This window comes from Mycobacterium sp. NGS68 (assembly GCF_059812195.1).
The window spans coordinates 82,988-109,660 of record NZ_JCALCE010000007.1; the positions used below are offsets into that span (position 1 = coordinate 82,988).

The 26,673-nt window shown below is 68.7% G+C and carries 28 protein-coding genes and 1 pseudogene; 19 read left to right on the forward strand and 10 right to left on the reverse strand.

Annotated features, from left to right (window positions below; genetic code table 11):
* The first annotated feature begins 44 nt into the window (after nt 1-44).
* The 3 genes from AC5Y5V_RS10345 to AC5Y5V_RS10355 are packed head-to-tail and all read left to right on the forward strand — an operon-like array spanning nt 45 to nt 4,020.
* On the forward strand, nt 45-1,550 hold the full coding sequence (locus tag AC5Y5V_RS10345) for a carboxylesterase/lipase family protein (RefSeq protein WP_499933740.1): 1,506 nt from the start codon (nt 45-47) through the stop codon (nt 1,548-1,550).
* 5 nt (nt 1,551-1,555) lie between these two features.
* Nucleotides 1,556-3,544 carry a DUF7064 domain-containing protein gene (locus AC5Y5V_RS10350; RefSeq protein ID WP_499933742.1) on the forward strand — a complete coding sequence of 663 codons (1,989 nt, stop codon included), beginning with the start codon at nt 1,556-1,558 and terminating at the stop codon, nt 3,542-3,544.
* A 5-nt stretch (nt 3,545-3,549) separates the two neighbouring features.
* Nucleotides 3,550-4,020, forward strand: coding sequence for a gluconokinase (locus tag AC5Y5V_RS10355; RefSeq protein WP_499933744.1), 471 nt, complete (start codon nt 3,550-3,552; stop codon nt 4,018-4,020).
* 124 nt (nt 4,021-4,144) lie between these two features.
* Here AC5Y5V_RS10355 and AC5Y5V_RS10360 read toward each other — a convergent pair whose 3' ends face one another.
* A complete protein-coding gene (locus tag AC5Y5V_RS10360) occupies nt 4,145-5,062 on the reverse strand; it encodes a DoxX family protein (protein WP_499933746.1) in 918 nt (305 codons plus the stop codon).
* A 74-nt stretch (nt 5,063-5,136) separates the two neighbouring features.
* Between AC5Y5V_RS10360 and pncA the strand changes: the two genes are divergently transcribed.
* Together pncA and AC5Y5V_RS10370 are read left to right on the forward strand one after the other, a co-directional pair.
* A complete protein-coding gene (gene pncA, locus AC5Y5V_RS10365; protein WP_499933748.1) occupies nt 5,137-5,697 on the forward strand; it encodes a pyrazinamidase PncA in 561 nt (186 codons plus the stop codon).
* Nucleotides 5,697-6,497 (forward strand): nuclear transport factor 2 family protein, encoded by an 801-nt coding sequence (locus tag AC5Y5V_RS10370; RefSeq protein ID WP_499933751.1) that lies wholly within the window; start codon nt 5,697-5,699, stop codon nt 6,495-6,497. Before pncA ends, AC5Y5V_RS10370 begins: the two co-directional genes overlap by 1 nt.
* Before the next feature lie 8 nt (nt 6,498-6,505).
* Here AC5Y5V_RS10370 and AC5Y5V_RS10375 read toward each other — a convergent pair whose 3' ends face one another.
* The gene (locus AC5Y5V_RS10375; protein WP_499933755.1) at nt 6,506-6,862 is read right to left on the reverse strand and encodes a DoxX family protein; all 357 of its coding nucleotides are present in this window, start codon (nt 6,860-6,862) and stop codon (nt 6,506-6,508) included.
* 36 nt (nt 6,863-6,898) lie between these two features.
* Here AC5Y5V_RS10375 and AC5Y5V_RS10380 point away from each other — a divergent pair.
* The 5 genes and pseudogenes from AC5Y5V_RS10380 to AC5Y5V_RS10400 form a co-directional block, all read left to right on the forward strand.
* Nucleotides 6,899-7,761 (forward strand): annotated as a pseudogene (locus AC5Y5V_RS10380) (sigma-70 family RNA polymerase sigma factor); the annotation flags it as partial.
* Nucleotides 7,762-7,885: 124 nt separating this feature from the next.
* A complete protein-coding gene (locus AC5Y5V_RS10385) occupies nt 7,886-9,214 on the forward strand; it encodes an ABC transporter substrate-binding protein (protein WP_499933758.1) in 1,329 nt (442 codons plus the stop codon).
* Nucleotides 9,211-10,125 (forward strand): carbohydrate ABC transporter permease, encoded by a 915-nt coding sequence (locus tag AC5Y5V_RS10390; protein WP_499933761.1) that lies wholly within the window; start codon nt 9,211-9,213, stop codon nt 10,123-10,125. Before AC5Y5V_RS10385 ends, AC5Y5V_RS10390 begins: the two co-directional genes overlap by 4 nt.
* A gap of 31 nt (nt 10,126-10,156) precedes the next feature.
* On the forward strand, nt 10,157-10,963 hold the full coding sequence (locus tag AC5Y5V_RS10395; protein WP_499934195.1) for a carbohydrate ABC transporter permease: 807 nt from the start codon (nt 10,157-10,159) through the stop codon (nt 10,961-10,963).
* A gap of 1 nt (nt 10,964) precedes the next feature.
* Nucleotides 10,965-12,044: an ABC transporter ATP-binding protein gene (locus AC5Y5V_RS10400; RefSeq protein WP_499933764.1), complete on the forward strand. Its 1,080-nt coding sequence runs from the start codon at nt 10,965-10,967 to the stop codon at nt 12,042-12,044.
* Nucleotides 12,045-12,058: 14 nt separating this feature from the next.
* Here the strand turns inward: AC5Y5V_RS10400 and AC5Y5V_RS10405 are convergent, their stop codons facing one another.
* Nucleotides 12,059-12,247, reverse strand: a complete 189-nt coding sequence (locus AC5Y5V_RS10405; protein WP_499933768.1) for a DUF3349 domain-containing protein — start codon at nt 12,245-12,247, stop codon at nt 12,059-12,061.
* Nucleotides 12,248-12,397: 150 nt separating this feature from the next.
* Between AC5Y5V_RS10405 and AC5Y5V_RS10410 the strand changes: the two genes are divergently transcribed.
* The 4 genes from AC5Y5V_RS10410 (at nt 12,398) to AC5Y5V_RS10425 (ending at nt 15,645) form a co-directional block, all read left to right on the forward strand.
* Nucleotides 12,398-13,219, forward strand: a complete 822-nt coding sequence (locus AC5Y5V_RS10410) for a DUF3097 family protein (RefSeq protein WP_499933771.1) — start codon at nt 12,398-12,400, stop codon at nt 13,217-13,219.
* 454 nt (nt 13,220-13,673) lie between these two features.
* Nucleotides 13,674-14,198: an OsmC family protein gene (locus tag AC5Y5V_RS10415; RefSeq protein ID WP_499933782.1), complete on the forward strand. Its 525-nt coding sequence runs from the start codon at nt 13,674-13,676 to the stop codon at nt 14,196-14,198.
* Nucleotides 14,198-15,262, forward strand: a complete 1,065-nt coding sequence (locus AC5Y5V_RS10420) for an acyl-CoA dehydrogenase family protein (RefSeq protein WP_499933786.1) — start codon at nt 14,198-14,200, stop codon at nt 15,260-15,262. Before AC5Y5V_RS10415 ends, AC5Y5V_RS10420 begins: the two co-directional genes overlap by 1 nt.
* A 113-nt stretch (nt 15,263-15,375) precedes the next feature.
* Nucleotides 15,376-15,645: a hypothetical protein gene (locus AC5Y5V_RS10425; protein WP_499933788.1), complete on the forward strand. Its 270-nt coding sequence runs from the start codon at nt 15,376-15,378 to the stop codon at nt 15,643-15,645.
* Between the two features lie 5 nt (nt 15,646-15,650).
* On the opposite strand, the gene AC5Y5V_RS10430 is transcribed toward AC5Y5V_RS10425, so the two are convergent.
* Nucleotides 15,651-16,298, reverse strand: a complete 648-nt coding sequence (locus AC5Y5V_RS10430; RefSeq protein ID WP_499933791.1) for a TetR/AcrR family transcriptional regulator — start codon at nt 16,296-16,298, stop codon at nt 15,651-15,653.
* Between the two features lie 136 nt (nt 16,299-16,434).
* On the opposite strand from AC5Y5V_RS10430, the gene AC5Y5V_RS10435 reads away from it, so the two are divergent.
* The 4 genes from AC5Y5V_RS10435 to AC5Y5V_RS10450 all read left to right on the forward strand — a co-directional run bounded on the left by AC5Y5V_RS10435 (nt 16,435) and on the right by AC5Y5V_RS10450 (nt 19,519).
* Nucleotides 16,435-17,238 carry a universal stress protein gene (locus AC5Y5V_RS10435; RefSeq protein WP_499933794.1) on the forward strand — a complete coding sequence of 268 codons (804 nt, stop codon included), beginning with the start codon at nt 16,435-16,437 and terminating at the stop codon, nt 17,236-17,238.
* A 69-nt stretch (nt 17,239-17,307) separates the two neighbouring features.
* On the forward strand, nt 17,308-18,195 hold the full coding sequence (locus tag AC5Y5V_RS10440) for a universal stress protein (protein WP_499933798.1): 888 nt from the start codon (nt 17,308-17,310) through the stop codon (nt 18,193-18,195).
* 62 nt (nt 18,196-18,257) lie between these two features.
* Complete coding sequence (gene fdxA, locus AC5Y5V_RS10445; RefSeq protein WP_499933801.1) at nt 18,258-18,602, forward strand: ferredoxin; 345 nt, start codon at nt 18,258-18,260, stop codon at nt 18,600-18,602.
* 17 nt (nt 18,603-18,619) lie between these two features.
* A complete protein-coding gene (locus AC5Y5V_RS10450) occupies nt 18,620-19,519 on the forward strand; it encodes a universal stress protein (protein WP_499933804.1) in 900 nt (299 codons plus the stop codon).
* Here the strand turns inward: AC5Y5V_RS10450 and mhpA are convergent.
* Genes mhpA through AC5Y5V_RS10465 form a run of 3 tightly spaced genes read right to left on the reverse strand, consistent with a single transcriptional unit; the run spans nt 19,511 to nt 23,123 of the window.
* The gene (mhpA, locus tag AC5Y5V_RS10455) at nt 19,511-21,046 is read right to left on the reverse strand and encodes a bifunctional 3-(3-hydroxy-phenyl)propionate/3-hydroxycinnamic acid hydroxylase MhpA (protein WP_499933806.1); all 1,536 of its coding nucleotides are present in this window, start codon (nt 21,044-21,046) and stop codon (nt 19,511-19,513) included. The genes AC5Y5V_RS10450 and mhpA overlap by 9 nt on opposite strands.
* Nucleotides 21,043-21,981, reverse strand: coding sequence for a fumarylacetoacetate hydrolase family protein (locus AC5Y5V_RS10460; RefSeq protein ID WP_499933808.1), 939 nt, complete (start codon nt 21,979-21,981; stop codon nt 21,043-21,045). The genes mhpA and AC5Y5V_RS10460 overlap by 4 nt, the downstream gene beginning before the upstream one ends.
* The gene (locus tag AC5Y5V_RS10465) at nt 21,978-23,123 is read right to left on the reverse strand and encodes a VOC family protein (RefSeq protein ID WP_499933811.1); all 1,146 of its coding nucleotides are present in this window, start codon (nt 23,121-23,123) and stop codon (nt 21,978-21,980) included. Before AC5Y5V_RS10465 ends, AC5Y5V_RS10460 begins: the two co-directional genes overlap by 4 nt.
* 133 nt (nt 23,124-23,256) lie before the next feature.
* On the opposite strand from AC5Y5V_RS10465, the gene AC5Y5V_RS10470 reads away from it, so the two are divergent.
* Nucleotides 23,257-23,946: a TetR/AcrR family transcriptional regulator gene (locus AC5Y5V_RS10470; protein ID WP_499933814.1), complete on the forward strand. Its 690-nt coding sequence runs from the start codon at nt 23,257-23,259 to the stop codon at nt 23,944-23,946.
* Here AC5Y5V_RS10470 and AC5Y5V_RS10475 read toward each other — a convergent pair.
* From AC5Y5V_RS10475 to AC5Y5V_RS10485, 3 genes are all read right to left on the reverse strand, one after another.
* Nucleotides 23,943-24,203 carry a hypothetical protein gene (locus AC5Y5V_RS10475; protein ID WP_499933818.1) on the reverse strand — a complete coding sequence of 87 codons (261 nt, stop codon included), beginning with the start codon at nt 24,201-24,203 and terminating at the stop codon, nt 23,943-23,945. The two genes, AC5Y5V_RS10470 and AC5Y5V_RS10475, sit on opposite strands and share 4 nt — an antisense overlap.
* 92 nt (nt 24,204-24,295) lie before the next feature.
* A complete protein-coding gene (locus AC5Y5V_RS10480; RefSeq protein WP_499933822.1) occupies nt 24,296-25,213 on the reverse strand; it encodes a universal stress protein in 918 nt (305 codons plus the stop codon).
* 98 nt (nt 25,214-25,311) lie between these two features.
* On the reverse strand, nt 25,312-26,619 hold the full coding sequence (locus AC5Y5V_RS10485; protein ID WP_499933823.1) for an acyltransferase family protein: 1,308 nt from the start codon (nt 26,617-26,619) through the stop codon (nt 25,312-25,314).
* Nucleotides 26,620-26,673: the final 54 nt, after the last annotated feature.

Sequence of the window (26,673 nt, forward strand, 5' to 3'; positions counted from 1 at the left end):
CGCTCCGCGCGCCCTACGTAAGTAGTGTCGGCTAACGTCGGCATATGCACGAGCGCACAGTCCGCGCACGCACCACCGCCGGCATCGTCGAAGGGTTCACGCGCGACGGCGTGAACCGCTGGCGATCCATCCCGTATGCGCGCCCGCCCGTGGGCCCCCTGCGGTTCGCGGCGCCGCAGCCCGCACAGCCCTGGGCGGGTGTCCGGCACTGCCACGGCTTCGGCAACTGCGCACCCCAGCAGCGCCGCTACACGATGCTCGGTGTCGGCAGGTACCAGCCGATGAGCGAGGACTGCCTGACCCTCAATGTCGTCACGCCCGAAAGCCCCGCCGCCGAACCGCTGCCGGTCATGGTGTTCATCCACGGCGGCGGCTACTTCCTGGGCAGCTCGGCGACACCGATCTACGACGGGGCCGCCCTGGCCCGCCGCGGATGCGTATACGTGTCCGTGAACTACCGGCTGGGCGTGCTGGGCTGTGTCGACCTGTCGTCGCTGTCGACACCGGAAATTCGCATCGACAGCAACCTTTACCTGCGCGATCTGGTGTTGGCGCTGCAATGGGTCCGCGACAACATCGCGGCATTCGGCGGCGATCCGGGCAGCGTCACCATCTTCGGCGAGAGCGCCGGCGCCTGCATCACCGCCTCGCTGTTGGCGGTGCCCGCCGCCGAAGGGCTGTTCGCCCGGGCGATCTCGGAAAGCCCGGCGTCCGGTCTGGTACGGGACAAGGACGTCGCCGCCCAGTTCGCGACGCGGTTCGCCAACCTGCTCGGCGCGCGCAAGCAGGACGCCGCCAACGCGTTGATGCAGGCGTCGGCGGCGCAGCTGGTGGAGACGCAGCATCGGCTGATCGACGAGGGCATGCAAAAGCGGCTGGGCGCCTTCCCGATCGGCCCGGTCGTCGGCGACGACGTGCTGCCGCTCGACCCCGTCGAGGCGATGCGCTCCGGCCAGGCGCATCGAGTACCGCTGATCGTGGGTACCAACGCCGACGAGGGCCGCCTGTTCACCCGCTTCTTGACGATGCTGCCGACCAACGAGTCGATGGTCGAGGAGCTGCTGGCCGACGCGGAACCGGCTGCGCGCAAACGCATTACCGCCGCCTACCCGGACTACCCCGCGTCCTCGGCATGCATCCAGCTGGGCGGCGACTTCGCCTTCAGCTCGGCGGCCTGGCAGATCGCCGAGGCCCACGGCGACCACGCGCCCACCTACCTGTACCGCTACGACTACGCCCCGCGGACGTTGCGCTGGTCGGGTTTCGGGGCCACCCACGCCACCGAGCTGTTGGCCGTCTTCGACGTCTACCGCACGCGGTTCGGCGCGCTGCTCACCGCCGCGGCCGATCGGCGCGATGCGCTGCGCGTGAGCAACCGGGTGCAGCGGTCCTGGCTGTCGTTCGGCCGGCACGGGGTTCCGGGCGACGATTGGCCGGCCCATTCCCGTTCCGACCGCGCCGTCATGGTCTTCGACCGCAAGTGCCGCGTCGAATTCGACCCGCATCAGCACCGCCGGATGGCATGGGACGGCTTCTCCCTGGCACGCTGACCCTCATGCACTCCTCCTCCGATGTCATCGAACGTCCCGCCGACCTCACGGCGCCCTGGCTGACCACCGTGATCGGGGCGGGAACCGTCACCGACTTCGCGACGGAGCGCATCGGCACCGGCCAGATGAGCGAGTGTTACCGCGTCCGCCTGACATACGACGAGCCCGGCGGCCCCGCGTCGGTGGTCCTCAAGGTCGCCGCCACCGATCCCATGAGCCGCCAGACCGGCCTCGCCCTGGGTCTCTACGAGCGCGAGGTTCGGTTCTACCGCGAGATCGCCCCGCGACTCGGCGGGCCGCTGTCGCCCTGTTACCACGCCGCGATCGACGTCGCGACCGGGGCGTTCGACCTGGTGCTCGGTGATGCCGTCCCCGCGGTCGTCGGTGACGAAATCGCCGGCGCCACAATCGAACAGGCCAGTACCGCGGTCGCGGAACTGGGCCGGCTGCACGGCCCGCTGCTCGGCGACGCGGCGCTGGCCGAGGCGTCGTGGCTCAACCGCGAGTCACCGCTGAACCAAACCATGGTCGCCTCGCTGTACGCCGGCTTCCTCGACCGGTACGCCGACCAGATCGCCCCGCCCCATCGCGAGGTGTGCGAACGGCTGGTCGCCGCCTTCGACGGCTACGCGCAGGGCGAGGCGGGGCGGCTGCAGGGCCTGGTGCACGGCGACTACCGGCTGGACAACATGTTGTTCGGCACGCCCGACGCCGACCGGCCGCTGACCGTGGTGGACTGGCAGACCGTCTCCTGGGGGCCCGCGCAGACCGATCTGGCGTACTTCCTCGGCTGCGCGCTGTCCACCGAGGACCGTCGCGCGCACTACGACGCGTTGCTGCGCGCCTACCACGGGGCGCTGGGCCCAACCGCCCCTGTTTCGCTGGCCGAGGTCGCGGAATCGGTACGGCGGCAGAGCTTTTTCGGTGTCATGATGGCGATCGTCTCGTCGATGCTGGTGGAACGCACCGACCGGGGCGACCAGATGTTCATGACGATGCTGCGGCGGCACTGCGACCATGTGCTCGACACCGGCGCCCTGGCAATCCTGCCCACCCCCGCGGCGCCGGAGCCGCTGCGCCCGTCCGACGAGGACGAACTCGCGCACACCGCGACCGCCGAACCGCTGTGGAGCGAGAGCTGGTATGCGGACTTCGTCGACGCGGCACAGGGATTGGGTGGCTGGCTGCGGCTGGGGCTGATACCGAATCAGAACACCGCGTGGCTGCATGCGCTGCTGTGCGGCCCCGACCTGCCGACCGTCGCCGTCGTCGACTGCGCCATCCCGCTGCCCGCGGACCCCTGGGTGGTGCGCACCGACGCCGTGGAATTCGGCCACACGGCCGGTGTCCCGCTGCAGACCTATCGCGTCGAGCTGCGCGCACGGGGCCAGGTGTACTCCGACCCGTCGGCGCTGCTGCGGGGCGAGCCCGGCATCCCGGCCGAGGTGACGATGGACCTGACGTGGGCCACAGACGGCACGCCGTACCAGTACCGTCTGACGACCCGCTACGAAATCCCCTGCACCGTCACCGGTTCCGTTGCCGTAGACGGCACCCGCTACGGTTTCGACCACGTCCCCGGCCAGCGGGACCACTCGTGGGGGGTCCGCGACTGGTGGAGCATGGACTGGATCTGGAGCGCGCTGCATCTGGACGACGGCACGCACCTGCACGGGGTGAACATCCAGATCCCGGGCGTTCCGCCCGTCAGCGTCGGCTATTCGCAGGACCGCGACGGAAACCTCGCCGAGCTACAGGCGGTGGGCCACGACGAGGTGTTCGACGACAACGGACTGCCGCTGCGTGCGACATTGGGCCTGGAGCCCGCGGGTGTCGGCGTCGACCTGGACGTACGGGGAAACGCGCCGGTCGGACTGGTCGCCGTCGACGGTCGGGTCAGCCAGTTTCCCCGCGCCTGGGTCGCTGTCACCGCGGCGGACGGCCGCACCGGCGTTGGTTGGGTGGAATGGAATCGCAATCCGCCTCGAACATAGTCGTGATGGGGGTCTCCGGCTCCGGCAAGTCGACCGTCGGCGCGGCGCTGGCGCGGCGGCTGGGGGTGCCGTTCATGGATGCCGACAGCCTGCATCCCTCTGCCAACATCGCGAAAATGGCTGCCGAACAACCGCTTACCGATGACGACCGTTATCCCTGGCTGGATGTGGTCGGTGACTGGCTCGCTGACCACCGCGACGGCGGTGTCATGAGTTGCTCGGCGCTCAAACGTGGCTACCGCGATCGGCTGCGCACCCACAGCCCAGGCGTGCGGTTCCTCTATCTGCGCGGCTCACCCGAGCTCATCGAACGCCGATTGGCCGCCCGCTCCGGACATTTCATGCCGGCGGCGTTGTTGCGTTCGCAATTCGATGCGCTGCAGCCGCTCGGCGACGACGAGGCCGGCGTCACCGTCGACGCCGGCCTGGACGTCGAAGCGATCGTCGACGCATTTGTCTCGCCGGAGCGGGCCTAGCGCCCAGGGCAAAGGGCCTACGGCAAAAAGGCGCTACGCCGAGCGTGTCCGCTGCGAAAAAGTGGCCGCAATTTCGCAGCCGGCTCACGCTCGGCGAAGGCCTTGGGCTTGCCTGGGACTTTACTTAGCTCAAGCGGCGCTTGACCTTACGCTTCAGCTTGCGCGACTGGCCGCTGTCGGCGACCTCGTCGAACCGATCCAGCGCGGCGTCCGCCCACTCGCTGCCGCGTGCCGCCGCGGTGTCGGCGAAATGGCTGCCCTGCTCGCGGGCGGTCTCGGCGAACTCCAGGCCACGCTCGCGTGCGGTCTCGGCCAATTCCAGACCCCGCTCGCGGGCGGTCTTGGCGAGCTTCTTGCCCCGCTTGCGGGCGGCCTTGGCGTACGGCGCGCCTCGTTCCGCGGCGGTGTCGGCCAGTTCGCGAGCGCGTTCCAGCGCGGCCTCGGCGTATGGCGCGCTCCGCTCGGCCGCGGTGCTGGCGAGTTCGCGGCCCCGCTCGGCACCCGCTTGCAGGCCGTGCGCGATCCGTTCACCGAACTCCGAGTCGAGCAGCCCGTCGTCGGAGCCGGGCAGCGCCGAGGACACCCGCTCGGAGAGCCGCTCGGCCGCCCGTCGGCCCCGCCAGCCGAGGGACGGCTTGCCCGCGGTGTCGGCCGACGCGATGATCAGCCCGCCCAGCAGGCTGACGTCGGTGAGGAAGGCCCGTCGTTGCTCGGCTTTGCGGTCCGGGTCGGATTCGGTCCAAAACATGTGTGCGCCCAGGTTGGCAGGTACCACGGTGAACGCCAGAGCGGCCGAGGCCAATCGTGGCGCTCGGCCCGCGGCCAGCAACAGGCCACCCGCGATCTGAACGCCCGCGTTGATCTTTGCGAACGTTTCGGGATCACTGGGAACTTTGCTGCTCACCGGATCGGGCAAGGTTTGCAGCCCGTCCACCGCGGGGGCGGCGGCTTGCGCCGCCGTCTTGGGGTTGAGCAGCGAGTCCACTCCTTGACCAATGAACACTGCCGACAGCATGGGTCGCGCAATTCTGCGGATCAACATGGCCGTGGATTACCCGGCTGGCTGACCGGCAAACAAACCGCTGCTACCCAGCGGGAACGCCTTATGGTGGTGGGGTGCGGGCGCTGATCATCGTCGACGTGCAGAACGATTTCTGCGAGGGTGGCGCACTGGCGGTGACGGGTGGCGCTGCCGTGGCGCGCGCCATCAACGACTACCTGGCCGGCGGACCGGGTTACCAGCATGTGGTGGCTACCAAGGACTTCCACGTCGACCCCGGTGCGCACTTCTCCGATACGCCGAACTTTTCCACCTCCTGGCCACGCCACTGCGTCGCCGAAACCCCGGGCGCGGAGTTTCATCCAGATCTGGACACCCGGCCCGTCGAGGCGGTGTTTCACAAGGGTGCCTACGGAGCCGGCTACAGCGGCTTCCAGGGCGCGGACGAGAACGACACCCCGCTACTGGACTGGCTGCGGCAGCGCGGAGTCGACGAGGTCGACATCGCCGGGCTGGCCACCGACCATTGCGTCCGGCGCACCGCCGAGGATGCGGCAGCGGCGGGCCTGGCCACCAGGGTGCTGCTGGACCTGACAGCGGGCGTGTCGCCTGATACAACCGAAGAGGCCTTGGCGGAGATGCGCGGGGCCGGCATCGCGTTGGTCGGGAGCAACTGATGGCATCACCGAAGCATCGGGACGACCTGCTGGCCGCGGTCGAGCGGTCCCCGCAGGCGTTCACCGTGCACGACCGCGACGGGTGGGTTGGTGTGTTCACCGCGGACGCTCGAGTGGAAGACCCGGTGGGCTCGCAGCCGCACGTCGGCCACGACGAGATCTACCGCTTCTACGACACGTTCATCGGTCCCCGCGAGATCAAATTCCATCGCGATCTGGACATCGTCACCGGCCAGACCGTGCTGCGCGATCTCGAACTCGAGGTGGCGATGGGTCCGGGCGTCACGATGTTCGTTCCCGCCTTCTTGCGCTACGACCTCCGATTGGACACCGGCGGGTGGCAGGTCGCCCGCCTGCGCGCGTACTGGGAACTGCCGCCGATGATTCTGCAGTTCCTAAGGACCGGAGTCCGCGCGGCGGTCCCGGCGCTGAAGCTGTCCCGGGGATTGCTGGGGAACCAGGGTGTGCGCGGCACCGCGGGCTTCATGGCCGGCTTCCGCCGCGTCGGCGCGCGGCAGAAGAAGCTGGTGGAGGGCCTCCTCGACGCGGTGGCCCGCGGCGACAAGTCCGCCGTTGTCAGGACGCTGTCTCCCAGCGCCACCATCACTTTGGGCGACGAAGACACCATGGATATCGGCGAACTCGTCGAGCAGCTCGACGGAGCTCGCTGGACCAAGGTGATCGGCGCGGGAACCACGGTGACGGCGGCCGTCAACACAAACCACGGGCGCGGCGTCATCTTCGCCGACATCGCGTTGCGGGGCAAGGCGATTGACCACATCCGCTACTTTCCGGCCTGATCACCGGCTCAGCGCGCGACCATCAGCGCCAGCGACGCGGCCGACAGCAGCAGGTAGGCGCCGGGGAAGTAAATGTTGTAGAGCACCCGCGCGCGCAGGTGTGTGACGACCGCACCGACAAAGAACAGCACCAGGCCGGCCGCGGCGGCAATTCCCAAGGCGCGCAAGCCGAGCAGCCCGACGGCCAGCCCGACGGCCCCGGCCAGCTTCGCCGACCCCAGTGCCGGCAACCACGACCGAGGCACCCCGACCTCGGCCGAGTTCGCCAGCACGAATCGGGCGGGAACGAAGTCGGCAATAGCGATGGCCGCCGTGACGATCGCGGTGGTCGCGGTGATGGCGATGAAGGCAGTATTGATGGTCATGTCTGCCTGACGATTCCCGCGCGGAAAAGGTGACCCATGAACGCCCGTGAGGATCTGGTCGAATTGGCACGGCGATTCGAAGCGGACCGACGGCACCTCAGATCGGTTGCGTATCACCTGCTCGGCTCGGTCGCCGACGCCGACGACGCGGTCCAGTCGGCCTGGCTGAGGGCCAGCCGCTCGGACTTCGGTGCCGTCGACAACCTCACCGGCTGGTTCACCACGATCACCGCACACGAGGCAGTCGACCAGCTCAGGGCGCGCAAACGGCGCGCCGAACGCCCGCTGGGCGGGCCAGACGACCTGGACCACTTCGTCGGCGCCGACGCCGACCCGGCCGACCAGGACGCGCTGGTCGCGGACTCGGTCAGCCGCGCGCTGCTCGTCGTCCTGGACCGGCTCTCACCCGCGCAGCGGGTCGCGTTCGTCCTGCACGACGTGTTCGCGCTGCCGTTCGAGACGATCGCGGGCGTGCTGGACCGCACGCCGGACGCGGCCAAGAAGCTCGCCAGCCGCGCCCGCGCCCGGGTGCAGGGTGGCCGGGCAGCGCACGCGCCACGCACCGCGCGGCACATCGAGCTCGTGCAGGCGTTTCTGGCGGCCTCGCGCGGCGGCGACATCGCCACGCTGGTGCAACTGCTGGCGCCCGACGTGGTCCGCAGGGTCGACCGCGCGCTGCTGCCCGGCTCGGAAAGCAAGGACGTGCCAACCCTGTTGCGCGGCGCGGGGAGGTCGCCGAGGAGACGCGGCGATTTGCCGAACGGGCACGGTTCGGCGACGTGGTGCTCATCGACGGGGTCCCGGGCATTGCCATCGCGCCGGCGGGGCGCGTGCACACGCTGCTGCGGATCGGGTTCTCCGACGACGACCGCATCCAGGCGATCGACATCACCGCCGACGCATCCGGGGCCGTATTGACGCTCGCCCACGACGTCGCGCCCATTTCAGGCGGAACACAGTCGGATCGGGTACCAAGGACGTCAGACGCTGGCGGTTGACCGGCGACGGGCCAGGATCGAGACCATGTTCGACAAGCCGTTCGGACGGCGGAGCCTGCTGAGGGGAGCCTCCGCGCTCACCGCGGCGTCTCTGGTGCCCTGGGCGTCCGGCTGCGCGCCCGACGACGAGGACGCGCTGACGTTCTTCTTCGCCGCCAACCCGGACGAGGCCGCGGCGCGGATGCGCGTCGTCGAAGAATTCCGGCGCCGCCATCCCGGCATCAAGGTTCGCGGCGTGCTGTCCGGCCCCGGTGTGATGCAACAGCTGTCCACGTTCTGCGCGGGCGGCAAGTGCCCGGACGTGCTGATGGCGTGGGACCTGACGTACGCCGAGCTCGCCGATCGCGGGGTACTGCTGGATCTCAACACGCTGTTGGCGCAGGACAAGGCTTTCGCCGCGCAGCTGCACTCCGACAGCATCGGGGCGCTGTACGACACCTTCACCTTCAACGGCGGGCAATTCGCTCTGCCCGAGCAGTGGTCGGGCAACTTCCTGTTCTACAACAGGCGGCTGTTCGACCAGGCCGGCGTCCGACCCCCGCCCGCGAACTGGCAACAGCCGTGGACCTACGCCGAATTCCTGGATGCCGCCCGAGCGCTCACCAAGCGGGACGCATCCGGTCGCCTCCTGCAATGGGGATACGTCAACACGTGGTTCTCCTTCTACTCGGCCGGGCTGTTCGCGATGAACAACGGCGTGCCGTGGGCCACCCCACTGCGGAATCCGACCCACTTCAATTTCGACCACGCCGCCTTCCAGGAGGCCGTCCAGTTCTATGCCGACCTGTCCATCAAGCACCGGGTGGCACCCAACGCGTCTGAGGTGCAGTCGATGTCGACGCCGGACCTGTTCGCCTCCGGCCGGGCCGCACTCGCGATGGGCGGCCACTGGCGCTACCAGACGTTCATTCGGGCCGAAGGCCTCGACTTCGACGTCACCACTCCGCCGACGGGACCCGCGCTTCCGCAGGGGCACACGGCCTGCTCCAACATCGGTGCCACCGGACTGGCCATCTCCGCCAGCAGTCGCCGCAAGGAACAGGCCTGGGAATTCGTGAAGTTCGCGACCGGCCCCGTCGGGCAGGCCCTGACCGGCGAGTCCTGCCTGTTCGTTCCTGTGCTGCGTTCCGCGCTGAACTCGCCGGGTTTCGCCGGCGCACACCACCGGCTCGGCAACCTCGCGGTGCTCACCGACGGCCCGGCCCACTCGCAAGGCCTCCCGATCACCCCGGCCTGGGAGAAGATCTTCGCGTTGATGGACCGCAACTTCGGCCCCGTCCTGCGCGGAACCCGGCCGGCCACGTCGCTGACCGGGCTCTCGCGCGCCGTCGACGAAGTGCTGCGCAACCCATGAACCGGACCGCTACCAAACCCCCGCGCCGGCGCGCGCGGGCGGGCCGCATGTTCGTCGCGCCGAATCTGGCCGCGGTCACGGTGTTCATGCTGTTCCCACTCGGCTTCTCGCTCTACATGAGCTTTCAGCGGTGGGACGTGTTCACCGCACCGAAGTTCGTGGGGCTGAAGAACTTCGGCGAGCTGTTCACCTCCGATCCGCTGTTTCTGATCGCGTTGCGCAACTCGGTCATCTACACCGTGGGCACCGTCGTGCCGACGGTCCTCATCAGCCTCCTGGTCGCGGGCGTGTTGAACCGAAAGGTCAGGGGCATCGGCGTCGTTCGGACGATCGTGTTTCTGCCCCTGGCGATTTCGTCGGTGGTGATGGCCGTCATCTGGCAATTCGTGTTCAACACCGACAACGGCCTGCTCAACATCATGCTGGGCTGGGTCGGGATTCGTCCCATCCCGTGGTTGGTCGACCCCAGGTGGGCCATGGTGTCGCTGTGCCTGGTCACGGTCTGGCGTGCGGTGCCGTTCGCCACCGTCATCCTGCTGGCCGCGATGCAGGGAGTGCCGGAAACGGTCTACGAGGCGGCCAAGATCGACGGCGCGGGCGAGGTGCGCCAGTTCGTGTCGATCACGGTCCCGCTGATCCGCGGGGCGATCTCGTTCGTCGTCGTCATCTCGATCATCCACGCGTTCCAGGCCTTTGACCTGGTGTATGTCCTCAACGGCCCGAACGGCGGACCGGAAAGCGCCACCTACGTGCTGGGCATCATGCTGTTCCAGCACGCCTTCTCGTTCCTCGAATTCGGCTACGCGTCGGCGCTGGCGTGGGTGATCTTCGCGATCCTGCTGGTGTTGACCGTGCTGCAGTTACGGCTTTCCCGGCGACGCTCGATGGAGGCTTCCCGTGGGCTCACCTGAGCGTCCCGAGCGCGCCTTCCGGCGCAACGTCCTGCGCGCCGTTCCCGTCTACGCCGCGCTGCTCGCCATAGCGTGGTGCGCCCTGTTCCCGATCGTCTGGGCGGTGTCGGGATCGCTGAAGAAGGAAGGCGAGATCGGTGAGCCGAAGTTGTTGCCCGCCCATCCGCGCTGGTCGAACTACCTCGAGGTGTTCGAGCTGATCCCCTTCTGGCGGATGTTCGCCAACACGGTGCTGTACGCCGGCTGCGTCACGGCCGGACAGGTGTTCTTCTGCTCGCTGGCCGGATATGCCTTTGCGCGGCTCGACTTTCGCGGCCGCGACACGCTATTCGTGCTGTATCTGGCCACGCTGATGGTCCCGCTGACGGTGACAGTCATCCCGCAGTTCATCCTGATGCGGACACTGGGCTGGGTGGACACCCCGTGGGCCATGATCGTGCCGGGCCTGTTCGGCAGCGCCTTCGGTACCTATCTGATGCGGCAGTTCTTCCGCACCCTGCCCGCCGACCTCGAGGAGGCGGCGATCCTCGACGGCTGCTCGCCCTGGCAGATCTATTGGCGGATCCTGCTGCCCCACGCACGGCCCGCGGTGATGGTGCTCGCGGTGCTCACCTGGGTCAACGTGTGGAACGATTTCCTGTGGCCCCTGCTGATGATCCAGCGCAACAGCCTGGCCACGCTGACTCTGGGCCTGGTGCGGATGCGGGGTGAATACGTGGCGCGGTGGCCCGTACTGATGGCCACCTCGATGCTGATCCTGCTGCCGCTGGTCGTCGTCTACGCGTTCGCGCAGCGGTCCTTTATCCGCGGAATCGCCGTCACCGGGATGGGGGGCTGACGTGGCGTCGGTGACTTTCGAGCAGGCCACCCGGCAGTTCCCGGGCGCGGATCGGCCCGCTTTGGACCGTCTCGACCTGGCCGTCGGCGACGGCGAATTCGTCGTTCTGGTGGGACCGTCCGGCTGCGGCAAAACGACGTCGCTACGGATGGTCGCCGGACTGGAGACGGTGGATTCCGGGGTCATCCGGATCGGCGAACGCGACGTCACCCATGTCGATCCCAAGGACCGTGACGTCGCGATGGTCTTTCAGAATTACGCGCTGTACCCGCACATGACGGTGGCGCAGAACATGGGCTTTGCGCTGAAGATCGCGAAGATGCCGAAGGCCGAGATCCGCGAGCGGGTGCTGTCCGCGGCCAAAGTGCTTGACCTGCAGCCCTATCTGGACCGCAAGCCCAAAGACCTGTCGGGCGGTCAGCGCCAGCGCGTGGCGATGGGCCGGGCCATCGTGCGCCGGCCGCAGGTGTTCCTGATGGACGAGCCGCTGTCCAACCTCGACGCGAAGCTGCGGGTCCAGACCCGCAACCAGATCGCCGCGCTACAACGCCAGCTCGGCACCACCACTGTCTATGTGACTCACGATCAGGTGGAGGCGATGACCATGGGTGATCGTGTGGCGGTGCTGTGCGACGGCGTGCTGCAGCAATGCGCGGCACCGCGCGAGCTGTACCGCAACCCGGACAACGTGTTCGTCGCCGGATTCATCGGTTCGCCGGCGATGAACCTGTTCAGGCTGCCGATCGTCGATTCCGCCGTGTCCCTGGGGGATTGGCCGATTCCGGTCCCACGGGAGCTGGCGTCCTCGGCGGCTGACGACGGCCAGATCGTGATCGGGGTTCGCCCGGAGCATTTCGCGCTGGGCGGCCTCGGCGTCGAGATGGAGGTCGACGTGGTCGAGGAGCTCGGGGCGGACGCCTACCTGTATGGGCGAATCACCGGTTCCGACAAGGTGATCAGCCAACCCGTCGTCGCCCGCGCCGACGGGCACAACCCGCCCGAAAAGGGCAGCCGGGTGCTTCTGCATCCACAGCCCGGACACCTGCACTTCTTCGGTGTCGACGGCCGCAGGATCTCGTGATCCGCGGTATCGGGTCAGGCCGTCGCGCGGAGTTGGCGGCGCACCCGCCCGATGTCATCGCCTGTGGGCTGGGCCATTTCGCATTCGGACTCCCGAGGGCCCAGCAGTGCGGCCAACGGTATGTAACCGGTTGCGGGCATGCCCGCCGGGTAACCCGCGCGCAGAAACGCGACCACCCTGGCTACCCGGTCTGACGTGCTCACGAAGTTGAACCTAGCAGCGCCACCGCCGTCTGCCCGTCAATCATCAACAGGACTTACGCATTCTTTACGGATTCGTTGTGGACCGGCGTTAGCGCGGTTGTGCGGCGCGCCGCAACGACGTTTTGCCGCAACGCTTCCTAGTATTGCCGGGTGATTGATCGCTACGGAACCGACGTCCTGGCCGCCGGTCGGCGCACGCCGCGCTCCACCGAACACCCGGTCGAGGTCGGCATGGTCGTCGAGGATGTCACGACCGGCTACGTCGGCGCGGTGGTCCGCGTCGAGTACGGCCGCATCTACCTGGAAGATCGCCGGGGGCACACCCGCGGATTCCCCCTGGGACCCGGATACCTGTTGGAAGGACGCCCGGTCATCCTCACCGCGCCGCGTCGGGCCGCGCCCGCAGCGCCGGGCCGCACCGCATCCGGCTCGGTCGCGGTCTCCGGCGCCCGCGCGCGGGTGGCCCGCGCCAGCCGGATCTGCGTCGAGGGCCGCCACGACGCCGAACTCGTCGCGCAGGTCTGGGGCGAGGACCTGAAGATCGAGGGCGTCGTCGTCGAACACCTCGGCGGGGTCGACGACCTGGTCGACATTGTCGCCGAGTTCGGGCCGGGCCCGGGGCGCCGGCTCGGCGTCCTCGTCGACCATCTGGTCGCGGGGTCGAAGGAGGCGCGGATCGCCGACGCGGTGCGCCGCGGGCCCGGCGGCACCGACACCCTGGTCGTCGGCCACCCCTATGTCGACATCTGGGAAGCGGTGAAGCCGCAGCGGCTCGGCCTGGCGGCCTGGCCCAGCGTCCCGCGGCACCTGGAGTGGAAGCACGGCGCGTGTCAGGCGCTGGGCCTGCCGCACGCCAGTCAGGCCGACATCGCCAGGGCCTGGCGGCATATTCGGTCGCGGGTGCGCGACTGGAACGACCTGGAGCCGGCGCTGATCGGCCGGGTCGAAGAGCTGATCGACTTCGTCACCTAGCCTCGCCAGGGGCTCCTACTCAACGAATAGTTCCGCCACATCGGGTCGGCGATTTTCGCGGTGCCGCCCGCGCCGGCCGAAGGCCACTACGTCGGGCAGGCGCTGTTCGGCTCGCCGGGGTTATGTGCGGCGTGATTCAAATTCGCCGCGGCACCACCCGGGCGCGGGCGGGCCCGGGGGTAAGCCCTGGCCGCGGCACCAGGCGGGGTTAGCCATTCGTCGTCGTCGTGCCGCATCGTTGCTGGGCAGGCGTTTGGGCGCACCGCATGGGGAGTTGCGGTCGGGCGGCTGTGATCCCGGGGTGCGCGCGACGGCTCGGGCCACCGACCCCGCGCGTCGGTGCGGCACGTCAAATCGGCGCGGCGTCACGGATTGGCGCCTTATGAGCACTAACGCCGTAGCGGCCAGAGTGGGCCGCAGGACCCAACGTGAAAATAACCATCGGAGGATGCGAATGACCGACGCGCTCGTCATCGACGCTCAAGGACTCGACCGGCTGTCGTGCAATGCCAAGGCCGACCCGTCCACCGGCCGCAAGACGCTGAAAGCCAAGACCGTCTGCGAGGCCGGGTTCCGCAATATGACATACGTGCGTGACCTCGCGCCGATGCTGGTCGGTGAGCCGCCCGCGCTGCTCGGCGACGACTCGGCGCCCAACCCTTCCGAGACGGCGCTCGCCGCGCTGGGATCGTGCGTCTCGGTGGGGCTGCTGGCCAACGCCACCCACCGCGGGGTGAAGCTGACGAAGATCGAGGTCGAAATGGAAGGCGACATCGACATCTCCGCAGTGTGGGGGGTCGGTGACACGCCGGACGGCAAGGTGCTCGGCTTCACCGCGGTGCGCTGCAAGGTGACGCTGGCCGGCGACACCGACGACGAGACGCTGCGGCAGATCCACGACAATGCGATCGCCTGGTCGCCCGTGGTGAACACCTTCCGGCGTCCCGTCAGCGTCGACTCGGACCTGGTTGTCGGCTAGTGACGCCGCATCTGCAACTGGACGGCCGGCTGGATCCGGGGTTGCTGAGCGACATCGCCGCTCAAGCCGGCGCCCTGGACCGCGGCGAGCAACCCTCGCGGCACAGTTTCGAGACGCTGGGCGAGCGCGACGTGCTCGCCCTCGGTGCGCCGGGCAACGCCGACGGGCGGCTGCCGGAGATGGCCGACGTGATCCGCCGCATCTCCGGGGTGTGCATGAGCACGGCGTTCTCGGTGTGGGCGAACCGGATGACGATCGAATACCTGCTCGCCGCCGGCACGCCGTTCGGCGCCGACGCGGCCGAAGCGCTGCGCGCCGGGACCTCGCTGGGGGTCACGGCGATGGCGTCGGCGTTCAAGGACGCCGCCGGATGCGGCGAAATCGAGCTGGTTGCGACGCGGGTCGACGGGGGATACCAGGTCAGCGGGCCGATCAGGTGGGCCAGCAACCTGTATGCCGACTCGACGGTCGTCACCGCGGTGCGCACCGAGACGGGCGAGAAACTGATCGTCGGCCTGCCGCTGGACACCCCGGGCGTCGACGTCGGCGATCACTTCAAGCTGCTGGCGCTCGACAGCACCGCCTCGTCGTACCTGAAGCTCGGCGGGGTGCACGTCTCGCCGGAGCAGGTGCTCTCCGACGACTTCGACGGATTCCTGCGCGCCGTGCGCCCCACCTTTCTGGTGTTGCAGTCGGCGATCTGCCTCGGCCTGGCCAGAACCTGCGTGGACCAGAGCCGGCCCGGGTTGACGGGCGTGAACTCGGTGTTCACCGCCGATCTCGACCGGGTCGCCGAACGGCTCGACGCCGCGGAGGCGACCTTGGGGCGCCTGGCCGCCGCCGTCGGCGGGCCCGATACGCCGACCAAGAAGGAGTTGCTGTCGCTGCGGCTGGAAGCGGCTGAACTGTCCAGCGCCAGTGCCGATTTGGAGATCCGGACGGCCGGGGGTAAGGGTTACGCCAGCGGGACGCCGGCCAGCCGTCGCTACCGGGAAGCCGCGTTCATCCCCGTCCAATCACCGTCTGAGGCGCAACTGCGGTGGGAACTGGGCGGGTGCGCCTGAATACATGAGCCGCGTCTCGGCCGACGCCGTTGAGTCTGCGTCTACTGTGCAAGAGTGCGAGTAGGTAGCGCGGTGAACGCAGACCCAACGCGTGGGCGTGGTCGGGGGCCACGATGACCGGACACGACCACAACGTCCCTGCGATCGACTGCGTCGAATTCGTCAGGCTCGTCGACGATCTCGTCGAGTCGGATCCCGAACAATGGGGAGCGATCGTGGCCAAACACCTCGAGGACTGCCCGCCGTGCCTGACCTACCTCCAACAGATGCTCGACCTTCAGGTCCTGCTCCACCACGCCTTCGACGGGCAGCAGCTCAGCGACGACGAGGTCGCCGGCGTCATCGACGCGATCGGCGAGTTCCGCAAAGACCAAAGCCGCTAACCCGGCTATTCCGCTTCCTCGCGAGCCAGGAACGCGTCGTACATGCCGTCATCGGTCATCAGCCCGGTGGTGTAGAGCTCCAGCGCCGGCAGGACCATTTCCTTGCCGTAATCGCGCAGCACCGCGGCCATGTCGGTCGGATTGTCATGCATGTTCAGATAGAGCAGGAATCCGCCACCGTTGCTGATCGAGAGGAACTTCGCACGGGCCCTGGGGTCACGGCTGGGCTTGATCGTGCCGGCCCGGACCGCGTCCTCGAGGTACTGTTCGGCGTTGTCGATCATGTGCAGCATCAACTCACGCCCAAGCTCCCCGCCGTACAGCATGCTTCGCACGAGGTAGGTCATCATCGGTGCGTAGGACTCGATCGCAGCCAGCTCGGCGAACCAGGTCACCGGCGACATCGATTGCAGCGCTTCGGACTTCGAGGTCCGAATCGAAGTGAGAATGTGGTCGTCGCAGGCCTTGCGCAGGCCTTCCGCCGAACCGAACAGATCCTCGAGCCGCGTGGGGCTCACGCCGGCGGCGGCGGCGATCGCGGATAGCCCGACGTCGAAGCCGTGCTGGCCGAACTGATCGATCGCCACGTCGATGATGCGCTGACATGCTTCGCCGGTGTCTTCCGCTGGCACGGAGAGCATTTCGGTGGTCATCTCGTCCTCCTGGATCCGTGAACCGTTACTTCGAAAGCTACGGCCCAATGGGTGGCGGTCGTAGGGTCCTTCGGCCCCTAACGATCTCGACCAAGGGCCCTGGTGTCCGGCCCACGGGATCAATAGCTTGATTCAGATGAATGGCCCAGCCAAACCGCCCGCGGTCGTCGTCGGCATCGACGGCTCGAAGGCGGCGATGTCGGCCGCGCTCTATGGGGTGGATGAGGCGCTCGCTCGCGATGTCCCGTTGCGCCTGCTGTATGCGATCGAGCCCGACGACGCGTCCCAGACCCACCCCTCCGTGGCCGCCCGCAAGCTTGCCGTCGCGGAGAACGCCGTCCGCTACGCGGTCGCCGCTATCGAGGCGGCGGACAAGCCGGTCAAGGTGGAGGTGGAAATCACCCAAGAACGCCCGATCACCGCACTGATCAGGGCGTCGGCGTCGGCCATGCTGGTCTGCGTCGGGGCGGTCGGCGTGCACCATTTCACCCCCGCGCGGATGAGCTCCACCGCCGCGGCGCTCGCCGCCTCAGCGCACAGCCCGGTGGCGATCATCCGCGGCCAGGACGATCCGGCCGCAATGCGGGCCGGGTGGGTTGTCGCCGATGTCCACGGGCGGGCCGACAGCGACGCCGTGCTGAGCGCCGCGTTTCAGGAAGCGCGGCTGCGCAGCGCGCCACTGCGGGCCTTAACCGGGCACCCGAGCACGGGTCGGCAGTTGGTCCGCTGGACCAAGCGTTACCCCGACGTCCACGCGGAACCGACCGCGGTGCAGGGCAACCTGCTGGACTACCTGGCCGCGAACGGCGGATCGGTGCAGTTGGTCGTCGTCGCTGCCAGCGACCACGAGTGCATGGCGGACCTGCTCGGCCCTTCCGGCAATGCCGTCCTGCACAACGCCTCCTGCTCGTTGCTGATCGTCGACCACCAACACTTGTGATCGGCCGGTTTCGTGGTTGAGTAGATTCCAACCCGGGACGCGCACAGCGTTGAGGCCAAGGAGCGCGAGATGCTGAATACGTCAACAAAATACGGGGTGCTGGTCGCCGTCGACGGATCGTCGTTGTCTGACTCCGCGGTGGCCTTCGCAGCCCGCGAGGCCGTCCTGCACGACGTGCCCGTCACCCTGGTGCACGTCGTCGCTCCCGTGGTGGTCGGCTGGCCCGTGGGACAGCTCTATGCGGACATGCCGGAATGGCAGCGCAGCGATGCGCAGCAGGTCATCGACCGGGCCCGCAAAGCCCTCACCGACAGCGTGGGCGGGTCCGAGTCGCCACAGGTGCGGACCGAGATCATTTACTCCAACGTGGTACCGACGCTGATCGCGGCGTCCAAGGATGCGTCGATGGTGGTGGTCGGCAGCGTGGGGATGGGCGCGTTGGGCCGGCTCCTGATGGGCTCGCTCAGCACGGCACTGCTGCAACACGCGAACTGCCCGGTCGCCGTCATCCACGTACAGGACGGCACCACGCCCGCCGACGCCCCGGTCGTCGTCGGCATCGACGGGTCGCCGGCGTCGGAGACGGCGACCGCGTTGGCTTTCGACGAAGCCTCTCGCCGCGGCGTGGGACTCGTCGCTTTGCACGCCTGGAGCGATGTCGGCGTGTTTCCCGCGCTCGGCATGGACTGGCGCGACCGCGAGCAGGACGGAGCCGAAGTGCTGGCCGAGCGCCTGGCCGGGTGGCAGGAACGCTATCCGGACGTGCAGGTGCGACGAGAGCTGGTCTGCGACAAACCCGCCCATTGGCTGCTTAAGGAGTGCGAGCGCGCACAACTGGTGGTCCTGGGCAGTCGTGGCCGGGGCGGATTTCCTGGCCTGCTGCTGGGTTCGGTGAGTTCAGCGGTCGCCCACGCCGCGAAGATTCCGGTGATCATCGTGCCCACGAAAGGCCTTTAGTCCCACAAACGGGGGCCTTTGGCCCGCCGCAATCGCCAATGCGGCTCGCTAACTTCATATTTGTGACCTACGTGATTGGCAGAGAGTGCGTGGACGCGATGGAAAAGTCCTGCGTCCTGGAGTGCCCGATGGACTGCATCTACGAGGGCGCCCGAACGATGTACATCAATCCCGACGAATGCGTGGATTGCGGTGCCTGCAAACTGGCTTGTCGCCACGACGCGATCTATTGGGAGGGCGATTTACCGGACGACGAGCTGGCGCATCGTGACGACAACGCCGCCTTCTTCCAGCTGACTCTGCCCGGCCGAGACGCTCCGCTCGGCACGCCGGGCGGCGCCGAGACCCTGGGCCGAGTTGGCGTGGACACGCCCTTGGTCGCGGCGCTGCCCGCGCGGGACGGCTAAGCGAAATGGAGGGCGAAATGTCTTCACCGGTAAGGCCCCTGGGCATTGTCGTGGCGGCCGACGGGTCGCCCGCCGCAAATGCGGCCGTCTGCTGGGCGGCCCGGGAAGCGGCGATGCGCAACGTCGGACTGACGATCGTCCACGTGGTGAACACCGCCGTGGCGACGTGGCCGCCGGTGCCCTACCCCGAGGGCCTGGGCGTCTGGCTGGAAGCCGAAGGGCGCAAGGTCATCGCCGACGCGATCGCGATCGCCGAAGAGGCCGTGCGCACCAATCGTGAGATCACCATCAGCAGCGAGGTGGCCCATGCCACGCCGGTGCCGGCGCTGGTCGAAATGTCCAGCAAAGCAGAGATGTTGGTGGTGGGATCATCAGGGCGGGGCCTGCTGGCCAGGGGCCTGCTCGGCTCGGTGAGTTCGAGCGTGGTGCGCCACGCACACTGCCCGGTCGCGGTCATCCGCGACGAAGACCCGTTGATGCCGTACCCGCAACGCGCCCCCGTGTTGCTGGGGCTCGACGGCTCCCCGGCCTCCGAACTCGCAACCGCGATCGCTTTCGACGAGGCCTCGCGCCGCGGCGTCGATCTGATCGCGCTGCATGCGTGGAGTGATGTCACCGTGTTCGAGCTGCCCGGCCTGGACTGGTCGGCGCTGGAGGGGGAGGCGGAGCGCAGCCTCGCCGAGCAACTGGCGGGCTGGCAGGAGCGCTATCCCGACGTGACGGTGCACCGGGTGCTGGTGTGCGACCGGCCGGCCCGGCAACTCGCCGAACGGTCCGAAACCGCACAGCTCACCGTCGTCGGCAGCCATGGCCGCGGGGGTCTGGCCGCCACGCTGCTGGGTTCGGTCAGCAACGCGGTCCTGCACTCCGCCCGGATGCCGGTCATTGTGGCGCGAGCCGCCGCGACGTCAGACTGACAAGACGACCGAAGCCAGCGCCGCGCATACGGCAGCGGCGTCGCGGCCGGCGCACATGACGGTGCGGTCGGGACGCACCACCGCGGCGGCGGCGCGACCGTGGCGCAGCCACGCGGCCAGCTCGCCGCCCGGCGGAGCGACCAGCACCTCGACATCGCGGTCCGCGAGCCGCGCCGCGTCGCGCTGACTCAGTGCACCGGCGGTGACCAGCGCGAACCGCGCACCGACCACGTCGTCGAACCGTTCACCTTGGGACAGCAGCGGATTCGGGCACAGCGTGCCGACGAGCGGGCCCGCCCGGCGGGACTTGAGCACCAGCGCGGAACGGCGCAGCGCGGGCGTGGTCGAGTCGACGACCTTGTCCCGCAGGCCGGGGATCAGCCGTAGCCGGGGGAGTACCACGCGGCGCGCCAGGTCGCCCGGCCGACCGCCGCCGGTCATCGCTCGACCGACGTTGAGTGCCAAGCGGATCAGCTGCCGGGTGTGCGGTTTGCGCTCCCGCTCGTAGGTATCCAGCACGGCCGCCGCCAGCGTGCCGGCCCGGACCCCGGCGATCTTCCAGGCCAGGTTCATCGCGTCCCGGACACCGGCTCCCATGCCCTGGCCGATGAACGGGGGTGTCAGGTGCGCGGCGTCGCCCAGCAGGAACACGTTGCCGCGGCGCCACCGGTCGGCGATCTGTGCACGGAACGTGTACTCCGCGACGCGCAGCAACGTCAGCTCGTCGTCCGCCACCCCGGCCGTCCACGGGTCGATGAGCGGCCGCAGGGCGGCCAGCGTGCCGAAGTCCGCTGCGGTCTCGCCGGGCAGCAGCCGGAACTCCCACCGGTAGCGGGCGGGCGCGATCCGCATGTAGGTGCCGGCGCGGGCCGGATCGCAGACTTGGTAGACGCCGTCCCACAGGTTCAGGTCCGCGTCGGTCGCCACGTCGACCACCAGCCAGCGCTGCTCGAACTTCAAATCCCGCATGGTCGAGCCGATCTGGGTGCGGACCACGCTATTGGCCCCGTCGCAACCCAGCACGTGGTCGGCCTCGACCGTGTGCACCCGGCCGTCGGTGCGATCGGTGAAGGTGACGCGCACACCGTCACCGCGGTCGGAAATCGCGGTGACCTCGGCGTCGCCGCGCAACTGGGCGTTGGGATAACGCTTGAGATTCGCCCGCAGCAGCGCCTCGAGCTCCGGCTGGTCGAACATGTTGGCCTGCGGGAAGCCGTGGGGGCTGCGGGTGGGGTCGCGGCTGAACTCGGCGAGGATGTTGAATCTGTGGTCCAGGAGCCGCAATCCGAGCGTGGGGCGCGAGATCGCGGCGAACTCTTCGGCGATGCCGAGCCGGGCGACGATGCGATAGATCTCGTCGTCGAGGTGCACGGCCCGCGGTTGCGGGTACACGCCGGGCCAGCGGTCGAGGACCAGGCAGTCCACGCCGTGCTGCGCCAACAGCGTGGCCGCCGTGATGCCGGTGGGTCCGGCGCCGACGATGACGACGGGGACCACCGGTACGCGCGGCACCGCGCTCGTGTTCACGCGAATCGGACTGTGGCGCGCTGGGTTCCGAGGTCGATGCGGCCGTCGTCGGTGGCCACTGACGCCTCCACGACGTCGCCGGCCTTCAGATACTTCGGGTTGCCGGCCTGGCTCTTGAAGAACGCCTTCCATTTGACGGCCGGTGGCAGCAGGTTGCTGATCATCTGAACCGGTTTCGGCGGCGCGCTGAGCGCCGTGCCCACCGGCGTGCCGGTGAGGATGAGGTCGCCGGGGGCGAGCTCCTGGAACTGGGTGAGGGACTGCAGCGCCTGCAGCGGCCGATACAGCATGTCGCCGGCCACCAGCGCGTTCTGCCGCTCGTCGCCGTTGACGCGCAGCCGCAGCCGCAGGTCGCCGAAGCGTGCGAGCTCGTCGGCGTCCAGCAGCACCAGTTCCGGACCGACCGGGGTGAAGCTCGGGTAGGACTTCGCCTCGTAGAACTGCGTCTGGGGGAGTTGCACGTCGCGCGCCGACACGTCGTTGGTGACCACCAGGCCGGCGATGTAGTCGGCCAGATTCGCATCGGAAACCGCTGTGCCGACCGGGATTTCGCGGCCGATCACCAGCCCGATCTCGACCTCGTAGTCCAGCAGTTTGACATGGGCGGGCTTCACGATGTCGCCGAACGGGCCGTTGATCGACGCCGACGCCTTGCGGAAGAACGTGAGCGGGACGGTGGCGGGATCCATGCCGGCGTCCCTGACGTGCGACTCGAAGTTGGTCATCTGCGCCACCACCCGGCACGGCCGGGTCACCGGCGAGACCAGGTCGAGGTTGTCGACCGGCACGGTGTCGGTCCCGGCGGCGGCGTCGTCGATCGCGGTCCGGTCCGCCAGCAGCTCGCCCGTCCGGGTGGCCGCGGTGTCGATCCGGGCGGCGCCGTTGGGCGTCTTCACCCACCAGGACTCGGCGGTGCGCAGTACGGAGACAGTCATGACGCGGTCACTTTCAGCAGGCCGATCAGGCGGTTGAAATCGAACTCGTTGCGTTGGCGCAGGGCGGTGATCATCGAAACCAGCTCGTGGCGAGCCGCATTCGGGTTCGTGCCGAGGAAGTCTTTGGTCGCCGGCGGCCCCCACTGCGCCAGCCCCGAGGCGGTGAAGGCCGTCCAGCCGGGTTCCAGGGTGTTGTCGAACATGTCGCCGTCGGCGAAGTGTTCGACGAGGAAGCCGTCGGGATCGCGCCAGTAGTCGAAGATTTGGCTGCCCTGGATGTGCCTGCCGATGCCCCAGGACCGCACATAGCCTCGTTCCCCGAGGTATTCGCCGCCGGCGGCCAGGGCGTCGAGATCGCTGACCTGATACGCCGAATGGACGTAGCGGTTGGCCGGACCCAGCGCCAGCGCCAACGTATGGTGGTCCGCCGGTTCGGATCCACGGTCGCAGCGGATGAAGCTCATGGCCGGGCCGCGACTGCGTTGGCCGGGAAAGAACAGGAAGTCGCTGACGATCATGCCCAGGTTGTCCAGGTACCAATCCAGCGACTCGCGATATTTCGTCGACTGCAGTACCAGATGTCCCAGCCGCTGCACCTGCGCCGGAGTGCGCGGGGGCCGTTGGGTGGCGTTGGTGCGCGCCAGCTCGCGGCCGAAGTTGAAGACGTGGGGCGGCTGAACGGGTAGCTCGGGCAGTTCGTGCATCCCGGCGACCACCCGCACCGCAACCCCGCTGGGGTCGACCAGGTCGACCGACAGGCCGCCGATGGTTTCCGGCAGCGGCCGCGCGCTGACGCCGGACTTGTCGGCCAGTCGCAGCACGTCGACCTCGTCGCAGGCCCGGAAGGCCACGCCGGTGAATCGGCTCCGTGGCCCGCTGCGCACGATCATGCACGGCGTGCCGGCGTCGGTGCCGCGCAGGGCCAGCTCGCCGGGGGCGCTTCGTGCCGTCTGGAAGCCGAACGCACGGGCGAATGCCTGGGCGCGCAGCAGATCCGGTTTCTCGAACTCCAGCCACGCGATGTCGACTACGCGGATCACAGGGTTGCGGGACCGCCCGACGTGTTCGCCGGGCAACGCGCCGCGCTCGCTGTGCAGGTCCCTGTGTGAGTCCCCGTGCACGTCTCCGCGGGTGCCGACCATCGCGCTCCCCACCTCTCCACTGAATTAACTGACGAAATCGTCACATATCAAGGGACGCGCCGTCAAGAGATTCTGACGAAATCATCAAGAGTGAGGCATACTGCTAGGGACGGGTCGGCGAACGGAGGCCAGATTGAGCGGATCGCCAGGGGGCGTGGCGCCCGCGAACCGGTTGGAGCTTCGCAAGCAGCGCACGCGGTCGGCGCTGGTCAAGGCCGCGCAGCGGCTGATTGCCGAAGGCAAGACGAATGTCCCGGTGCTGGAGATCACCCGGGCCGCCGACGTCGGGATGGGTTCGTTCTACAACCATTTCGACAGTAAGGAGCAGCTGTTTGAGGCCGCGGTCGCCGACGTGCTCGACGCCCACGGAGCGCTGCTGGACGCGCTCACCGAGACGCTGGAAGATCCCGCCGAGACGTTTGCCACCAGTTTCCGGCTGACCGGGCGGCTGTTCCGCGAGCGTCCACAGGAAAGCGACATTCTGCTGGCCAACGGGCCGGGGCTGCTGTCGGCCGATCGCGGACTGGCGCCCCGGGCCCTGCGTGACATCAAGGCCGCCGCGGCTGCTGGGCGGTTTCAGATCGAGGACCCGGAGTTGGCCCTGGCCACGGCCGGCGGGGCGTTGTTGGGGCTGGGGGTGCTGCTGCGGAACAATCCGGATCGCGACGGACCGTCGGCCGCCGACGCGATGACGGCGAACGTGCTGCGCCTATTCGGGCTCACCGCCGACGAGGCGCGCGCGGTCTGCCAACGCCCGCTGCCGGACCTCGGGACCTGGGGTCGGCCGGACTCCGCGGCGTCAGTGAAAGCCTTCGCGCGCTAGCGATTCCGGGTGTCGACAGACCACACGTTGGTACACCCGGGGCACTGCAGGTGCACCAGCGTCGCTCGGTTGCTCAGCAGGTACTGCCAGTGCTCGCCGCAGTTGCGGGTGCTGCGGCACTCCGAGCACTTGTTGCGGCCCCAGTCGCAGTTCGGGCACGGCAGCCAGGCACGGCGGGAGGCGTCCGCATGCGGGTCGATCGGCATCAGTAGCGCGCGATCGCCGTGGCCGCCGCGCCAGCGCGGTGAGATGGGCATTAGGTTAGGCTACCCATAGCATCACCGTAAGTCGCCGGATGTGTTCCTGTTCACAACCGGTCGCCGGCACCTGGCTCACCCAGCGGCGAGGTTCATCCGGTCCGCGCCAGCGACTCGCGTGCCACGATGACCGGCACATGGGACAACAGCACCACGGCCGCGCTCACCGAGCCCAACAGCATCCCCGCGAACCCGCCGCTACCGTGACTTCCCACCACGACCAGCTGGGCGGACTCGGAGCCATCCACGAGTTGCCGGGCCGGATGGTCGCGGACGATGACGCGGCGAACGGGCACGTCGGGGTAGCGTTCGCTCCAGCCGGCCAGGCGCTCGGCCACGATCAAGTCCTCCTTTGCCCGCAGTTCCGACCAACCGGGACCGGGGAGGCTGACGACGGCATCCAAAACACCCACCGGCTTCCACGCATGCAGGGCCGTCACCCCGACGTTTCGGCGGGAGGCTTCGTCGAATGCGATCGCGACCGCTAGGTCCGACTCTGCAGACCCGTCGATTCCCACGAGCACCGGCGACTGCGCGGCATCCGCATCCGCATCTGCGTCGAAGTCGTCGTGGATGACGACGACCGGACACCGTGCGTGATGCACCAGCCCCGCGCTCACCGAGCCCATGTGGCGGCCCCGCAACGTGCCGGTGCCGAGGCAGCCAACCACCACGAGATCGGCGTCTTTGGACAGCTCGACCAGCGCGGGAACGGTAGCTGCAGCGGGCATTTCGCAATGGATCTGCGCAGGCTCCCGCCCATAGCATTCGCGCGCGAACTCGAGTGCCTCGGCGAGCAGTCGTTGCCCGTGCTCTTGGTGGCTGTGCGCCCAGTCCGGGAGCAGGGAGGACGGCATCCAGCTGTCGGCGGCGGTGGGGAGCACGTGCACCAATGTCAGCGGAACGTGGCGTAAGGCCGCGTCGCGAGCGGCCCACTGCACCGCGACCTTGGAGCCGGGCGAACCGTCGACTCCGACGACGATCCCTGGGTGCGTACTGAACTCGGCCATGACACTCTCCTCTGCCTTGTCGAGGACGCTATCGGCCGAACGGCCTCGGGGCAGGAGTCATTGGTCCCCGACCGCAGGGGCGGAGGGCCCGAAAGGCGTCACCCGCGGGCGTGTGCAGGCACCTTCGGGCGCATCGCCGCCAGGACCACTCCGAAGGCAAAGATCAGCGCCGTCACCCAGGGGAAGTGGCCGTCGGGCGCGAAGCCTTTGGCGGCAAAGAACGCCAGCCCGTAGGCCGCGGTCGCGGCACCGACCAAGGTGAGCGGCTCTACCCAACGCTCGTTGACGGGCACGCCGACCGACGGCAGGGCGGCCGCGAACAAGCGCCGCCCCCACCACAACAGCATTAGCTCGACCGCCGTCACGAGGCTGAGGACGGCCACCCACTCCAGCCGGACCAGCCACCACAGGCCGCTCCCTTCGGGCGGTTGCGGCAACAGCCCGGCCGGATAGGCGACGATCGCGACGACGACGACGGGAATCATGTGCCACAGATACAGCGCCATGATGTTGCCGTTGGCGACCGACAGCACGCGCCGGACGCGGCGGGGACGCAGGGCCCGGTTGAGCACGGGCGCAAGCGATATCGCGATGCCGGCCTGCGCGCAGGCGAAGGCAACCATCGCCACCGAGGGCGGCTCGGTGTTCTGCACCGGCTGGCCGGGAACGCCGATCATGCTGACCGGGAAGGGGCCGACGATGATCAGCAGCGCCAGCGCGACCGCCGACCCGACCGCCAGCAGCACCGCGCGGCGGCCCGCCAACAGCCCGCCGTACCAGGCGATTCCGAGCTGGTACAGCGCACCCCAGCAGAACAGATAGTTCAGCCAGCCGATGTAGGGCACGTGGGCCCCGACCGACGCGACGTCCACCGCCGCGACTCCGACCGCCAGGGCCGCCGGTACCAGCAACCCCCAACGTCGGTGCGCCGCAACCGCAATGGGCGTCAGAGAGACGACGATCAGGTAGACCGCGAGGAACCACAGGTGCATCGCGATCGCCCAACCCGCATACTCCATCGTGGTGCCGGGCACGCCCACCACGTCCAGGGCCTCCACCACCAGCGACACCAGTCCGACGTAGACCGCCGTCGGACCCAGTACCCGGGCCAGGCGATGTCGAACCCACGCCTGCCGCGACATTGCGCCGCTGTCGCTGTGATGCATCCACGACAGCGCGCCGGCGTAGCCGGCAACCAGGAAGAACACCGGGACCGCCTGGAACGGCCAGGTCAGCCATTGGGTCCACGGCTGGTCCACCAGGGGGTTCTGGCGGCCGAACTGTCCGTCGTTGTAGGTCACCGATCCCGCCAGCCAGTGGCCGAGCACGATGAGGATCACGCCGGATACGCGGTAGTAGTCGACGGCCAGATTGCGGTCCGGTCGTGCGGTAGCTGCGCGGTCCACGAGCGCCACGCTACCCGCCCGTCGCCGAAGGAATTCGCCGTCGGAGAATGGCGT